This is a genomic window from Achromobacter maghribensis (assembly GCF_057334215.1).
The window spans coordinates 12453-17586 of the sequence record NZ_JBHFII010000034.1 but is presented as its reverse complement, the minus strand read 5'-3'; the positions used below and the strand labels follow the sequence as shown (position 1 = coordinate 17586).

Genomic DNA, 5134 nt, shown 5'->3' with positions numbered 1-5134 from the left:
TTTTTCGTGGCCGCGGCCGCGGCCCAGAACCATCATGCCGTGAGACAATTGATTCCTTCTTTTTTCGGTGATCGCGTCCATGCTCGGTGATATCTTCCGCTTTCTCCTCGAAATCGTGTTCACGCTGTTCGGCGCCGCCTTGATTGCCCGCGCCTGGATGCACGCGATCCGCCTTCACCCCTTCAATCCGCTTTCGCGCGCCATCTACCAAGCCACGAATTGGCTGGTGATGCCGCTGCGCAAGATCATCCCGGCCGGCAACAAGATCGATTGGACGAGCCTGGTCTCCGCGTGGCTGGCCGCGCTGGCCTATATCGTGCTGATCTGGCTGGTGTCCATCGGCGCGCTGATCCCCGCCGCCCTGCTGCCCGCGGCCATGGGCTCGGCCCTGCTGATGGCCATCAAATGGGCGCTGAATCTGGTGGTGTGGCTGACGCTGATCCAGGCCGTGCTGTCGTGGGTCAACCCGATGGCGCCCATGATGCCGCTACTGCAATCGCTGACCGCGCCCATGCTGGACCCGATCCGGCGCCTGCTGCCGCGCACCGCGATCGACTTTTCGCCGCTGGTGCTGCTGATCGTGGCGCAAGTGCTGCTGATGGTGCTGAGCAATCTCAGCCAGCGCATGATGGGGCTGTAAGGCGCGGGGCGCTGCGCCCCGCCCTTGGGCACTACGCCGGAATGCCGGCGTAGATCTCGACCAGCTTCTTGCGGTCGATCTTGTGATTGTTCGACATCGGCAGCGCCGCGCAGGCCACCAGCTCGGACGGCACCATATAAGGCGGCAGCCGCTGGGCCAGCCGCTCTTTCCATCCCGCCAGCGCCTCGGGCGCCAGAAAGCGCGCTTGCTCGGCCGCGTCGCCGGCTTCCGCCACGAAACCGATCAGGCGAACCGCCGTGCCGTCAGGCCGGCGCAGGACCGCGCACGCGCCGCCCTCCACGCCCGGCAAGGCATGCAGGGCCTCGTCGATCTCGGCGAGTTCAATGCGATAGCCATTCAGCTTGATCTGATCGTCCATGCGGCCGCGGCAGAACAGCAGGCCGTCCGCCTCCATCTGCCCCAGATCCCCCGTGCGAAAGGCGCGGCGCCCGTCGGCATAGGTGTAGAGCTTGGCCTCGTTCAGATCGGGACGGTTCAGGTAGCCCCGCATGACGTGGTCGCCCACGATGCAGATCTCGCCTTCGTCCACGATCAGCACGCTGTCCGGCTTGGCATGCCCCACCGGCAGCGGATCATGCGCCGCCAGGACCGCATCGGTGACTTCGATCCACGTGGTGGCCACGGTGGCTTCCGTGGGGCCATACGTGTTCAGGATGACCGCGCCGGGGAAACGCTGGCGCAGCTTCTTGGCCAGGGCCGACGGCAGCGGCTCGCCGCAGAACAGGAACGTGCGCAGCGCAGGCAGGCTGGCCGGCGAGAAATCGCGGTTGGCCAGTTGCTGGTGCGCGAACGACGGCGTAGACACCCAGACCGTCACGCCGTGCTGGGCCAGGCGGGGAAGCCAGGCGCCCGCTGCCGCGATCTGCTCGCGCGCGTTCAGCACGCAGGCGCCACCGGATGCCAGCGTGGCGAACACTTCGTACATGGACAAGTCGAAGCTGAACGGCGCCTGGTTCATGAACACGGGCGCATCGCCCAAGCCGAAACTGCCCAGCATCCAGTCGCCCAGCAGGCCGACGCTTTCGCGGCCGATCTGCACACCCTTCGGGTCGCCCGTGCTGCCGGACGTGAACATCACATAGGCCAGGCCGCGCTCGGCCAGTTCAGCGCCCTCGCCCCGCGTGAACGTGCCGGATGCGGCGTCGTAGACGGCGGCGGCGCGGACGATCTCGACAATGCGGCGCAGGCGTTCTTCCGGGTAGATGGTGTCCACCGGCACGAACGGCGCGCCGATCAGCAAAGCGCCGACCATCGCGACGAAAAACGACGCTTCCTTATGCCCGTAGATGGCCACCGGCACGTCCGGCGCCGCGCCGTTCTTGCGGGCCTCATCGGCCCACGCGGCCGCTTCGGCGCGCAATTGCGCCCAGGTCAGGCTGCGGTCGGCGCCGGCGATGGCCAGCGCGTCGGGCGCCACGCCGGTGTCGACGAATTGGAAGGACTTCAGGTCGAAACGCATGCCGAAACTCCCGGCGTCAGATGGGGCTGCGGCCGCTGAACACGTACAGCGCCAGCGCGGCCAGAATCAAGGTAAGCACGCGGCCCAGGAAGCGTATGACGGGCTGCGCCAGGGCGGCTTGCAAGGCGGGGCGGGTGCGCGAGGCGTTGATCAGCAGGTTGTGGCCCACCGAATACGCGCCGAACATCAGGCCGCTGACGATGTAGTGCAGCGACAGGCCGTTCCAGACGCCCATGGCCAGCAGCGTCGCGAAGATGCCGATGTTCTGCGCCGCCATGCGGTGGCGGCCGAAGAACTTGGTCTTGCTCAATGCCTTGTAGATCGGCATGAACACCACGTCGCGCAGCCACTCGGACAGGCTGATGTGCCAGCGGCGCCAGAAGTCCTGCGGATTCAGCGTCGCCAGCGGATTGCGGAAGTTGATCGGCAAGGTGAAGCCGAACAGCATGCCGATACCGATCGCCATCGTCGAATAGCCGGCAAAGTCGAAGAACAGGTAGGCGCTGTAGAGCGACGCGTTCAACGCCACGCCCGTGAACGAATAGTCGTGCGCGTCCAGCGTGGACAATCCGTAGCGCCAGATCAGTTCGGCCAGCCCGAACTTCTGGATGACGCCCAGCATGATAAGTTCCAGGCCGGTCAGCCAGGTGCTCAGGTTCACGCCTTCGTAGCCGCGCTTGAGGTCCGCCTGAAAATTGCGCCAGCGGTACATCGGGCCGGCCAGCAGCGTCAGCGGGAAGAACAGATAGATGAAGTAGTCCAGCGGCGACACGCGTTCGTTGCGCTGCGCGAACAGCAGCACGTCGATGGCGCGGAAGGTCGCGAACGACAGTCCCAGCATGGCGCCCAGGTGCGACACGCCGGTCTTCACCAGCAGCAGCGGCGTCATCGTGATGACGACGGCAAGCCAGGTGGGGATGTAGTTGCGGCGCACGGCCCATAGCGCACTGCCCGAAATGGCCAGCAGCGCGATGGGTTGATAGGGACGCGCCCAGAACACCGCCATCCACACGCCCAGGCAGACCACGCCGATGATGTGGCGGTAGCCGATACGGAACGGCATGCCGAAGGATCGGTACGCCAACAGGCCAAGGCCCCCGAACAGGGCCCCGCCGAAAAAGCTCAAGCTTGCGAACAGTTCCATGGCGTGGTCAGAACTGCTGATACTGGAATTCGACCTTGATCGGTCCGCCGCTGCCCGTGGTGGGCTGCGCCTGCAGCACGAACACCAGGATCACCCCGATGTACAGGCACAGGTGCCAGAAGAAACGGCGCCCGGCGCCCTCTTTTCGAAAGAACTTCATCGGGAAAAGTACTCCGCAATGCCTTGGTCCGCCATCGCCCAGCCGAGTTCGGCCAGATGCATGTCGTCGCGCACCATGCCGGGTTCGAACGGGATGCTGTAGAGATCCAGGCAACCCATCTGATACCGCTGGCACATGCCCGTAATGGCAGCCACCACCGGGTCGAATCGCTCGACATCCAGGATGAGCTTGGGATTGAACGGCTGAATGACGAAATACGCCTTCACCTTGCGTCGTTGGAGCAAGGCCATGACGCGCGACAGATCACCCAGCTCGGTGCGGGTGATCGGGTCCACGTCGGCGAACTCGTTGCGCGCCGGCGAATACAGCGGCGCCAGGTACTGCTTGTAGTAGTCGTCGCGGACGTCGTAGGGATTATTGCCGCCCAGGCCACGCTCGACTTCGCGCGCCTGATGCGTCAGCCGGCCCCACTGCCCCGGGTTCAGACGGGCGGACGACGGCCAGGACACGAAACGGTGCGCCGGCACCGACAGCTTGCTGCGCGGACGGTCCGGTGCAGGCTCTTTACGGGCGTGCCACCACAGCGACAGCTTATCCTTGAGCTCGGCGACCTGGCCATTGGCGATCAGCCACAGCAGACCCCAGTTGGCGTTGTCGCTGATCCAGTTCTGCATCTGCTCGCGCGTGTTCGGCTGGTCCCACAGACGGTCCCAGACCGGGCCCGTCACGTGTTCGGCGAACGCGCTGCGCGGCAATTGGCCGCCCGAGGCGAACCAGGCGGGCGACACCATGATGACCAGCCGAGTATTCGGCGTCAGTGAATCCGCCACGGATTCCAGCACGCTGACGATGCCGTAAGACTGGAACATGGCGTGGCCGTAGGCCAGCGTCGGCACCTTCAGCTCTTCCGGAAAAAAGCGGTAAGGCACGAAGCGCAGGTCATGGCTGGACAGTTCGGACGACCCCAACACGACCAGCGTGCCGTCGCTCAGGGCGTTGCCCAGGCGATTCAGGTTGACGTGCTGCGTGCCCCAGTCCGGCCCCAGGTTGGGCAGGTAGTTGCTTTTGTCGGCCGCGGCCACGGACGGGGCGGACACCGGCGTCACGATGCGGCTGAGCAGGTCATCCGCGCCGCAGTACGCCCCGAACGCCAGTGCTACGGCGGTCGCGGCGGCCGCGACGTGGGACCACAACTGCGTATTACGAAGTATGGGCAGCGACATAGCCGGCAAGCGTGCGGACCGACTGAAGGTGCTCGGCGATCTCGGGAGCCGGGATGCTGCAACCGTACTCCGACTCGACGGCCAGCGTGATGTCCACTGCGGCCAGGGAATCAACCAGGCCAGTGGCGATCAATTGCGTGTCGGGGGTGACTTTCTTCATGACGATCGACTCGACGATCTCGCCGATCTTGGTGTGGAGTTCTTGCTCGGTATGCATAGATAGTGCAGGTTGCCTCGTCGGCAAAACATCCCCATCCCCTGGGATTCAGGTAGACGAGGATACAGAAAAATGCTGAAGCTCAACTGACGGTTCCAGCGATCCAGACCGGCAACAGGACGCACTTAGTTACATCAAAATCGAATCGCGATGCCGATCGCAGGCGCAATCATTGCATTTCGGCCGTTGAATCGCCATGAAACTTTTGGGGTAAATAGCGAGAAATGGCTGGAAAACGTAACGCTTGCGGGTAAATCCCGGGTGCTGCGTTGCGGCAGAACGACAAAATCGTGGCGCCCAAGGCGCCGC

General features: G+C 64.5%; 6 protein-coding genes. 1 reads left to right on the top strand and 5 read right to left on the bottom strand.

The features are described 5' to 3' along the window. Positions 1 to 79: 79 nt before the first annotated feature. Complete coding sequence (locus tag ACE039_RS13715) at positions 80 to 640, top strand: YggT family protein (protein WP_448708634.1); 561 nt, start codon at positions 80 to 82, stop codon at positions 638 to 640. Between the two features lie 31 nt (positions 641 to 671). Here ACE039_RS13715 and ACE039_RS13710 read toward each other — a convergent pair whose 3' ends face one another. The 5 genes from ACE039_RS13710 to ACE039_RS13690 are packed head-to-tail and all read right to left on the bottom strand — an operon-like array spanning position 672 to position 4825. Beyond that, complete coding sequence (locus ACE039_RS13710; RefSeq protein ID WP_485822611.1) at positions 672 to 2120, bottom strand: D-alanine--poly(phosphoribitol) ligase; 1449 nt, start codon at positions 2118 to 2120, stop codon at positions 672 to 674. A 16-nt stretch (positions 2121 to 2136) separates the two neighbouring features. Beyond that, a complete protein-coding gene (locus ACE039_RS13705; RefSeq protein WP_485822610.1) occupies positions 2137 to 3264 on the bottom strand; it encodes an MBOAT family O-acyltransferase in 1128 nt (375 codons plus the stop codon). Between the two features lie 7 nt (positions 3265 to 3271). After that, complete coding sequence (locus tag ACE039_RS13700; RefSeq protein WP_105559333.1) at positions 3272 to 3424, bottom strand: hypothetical protein; 153 nt, start codon at positions 3422 to 3424, stop codon at positions 3272 to 3274. Beyond that, a complete protein-coding gene (locus ACE039_RS13695; RefSeq protein WP_448708632.1) occupies positions 3421 to 4608 on the bottom strand; it encodes a D-alanyl-lipoteichoic acid biosynthesis protein DltD in 1188 nt (395 codons plus the stop codon). Before ACE039_RS13695 ends, ACE039_RS13700 begins: the two co-directional genes overlap by 4 nt. Beyond that, on the bottom strand, positions 4586 to 4825 hold the full coding sequence (locus ACE039_RS13690; protein WP_006226661.1) for an acyl carrier protein: 240 nt from the start codon (positions 4823 to 4825) through the stop codon (positions 4586 to 4588). The genes ACE039_RS13695 and ACE039_RS13690 overlap by 23 nt, the downstream gene beginning before the upstream one ends. Positions 4826 to 5134: the final 309 nt, after the last annotated feature.

What these genes read in the sequence shown, in the direction of transcription:
- ACE039_RS13715 (WP_448708634.1), top strand. Translation starts at nt 80, where the DNA reads ATGCTCGGTGATATCTTCCGCTTTCTCCTCGAAATCGTGTTCACGCTG.
- ACE039_RS13710 (WP_485822611.1), bottom strand. Translation starts at nt 2,120, where the DNA reads ATGCGTTTCGACCTGAAGTCCTTCCAATTCGTCGACACCGGCGTGGCG.
- ACE039_RS13705 (WP_485822610.1), bottom strand. Translation starts at nt 3,264, where the DNA reads ATGGAACTGTTCGCAAGCTTGAGCTTTTTCGGCGGGGCCCTGTTCGGG.
- ACE039_RS13700 (WP_105559333.1), bottom strand. Translation starts at nt 3,424, where the DNA reads ATGAAGTTCTTTCGAAAAGAGGGCGCCGGGCGCCGTTTCTTCTGGCAC.
- ACE039_RS13695 (WP_448708632.1), bottom strand. Translation starts at nt 4,608, where the DNA reads ATGTCGCTGCCCATACTTCGTAATACGCAGTTGTGGTCCCACGTCGCG.
- ACE039_RS13690 (WP_006226661.1), bottom strand. Translation starts at nt 4,825, where the DNA reads ATGCATACCGAGCAAGAACTCCACACCAAGATCGGCGAGATCGTCGAG.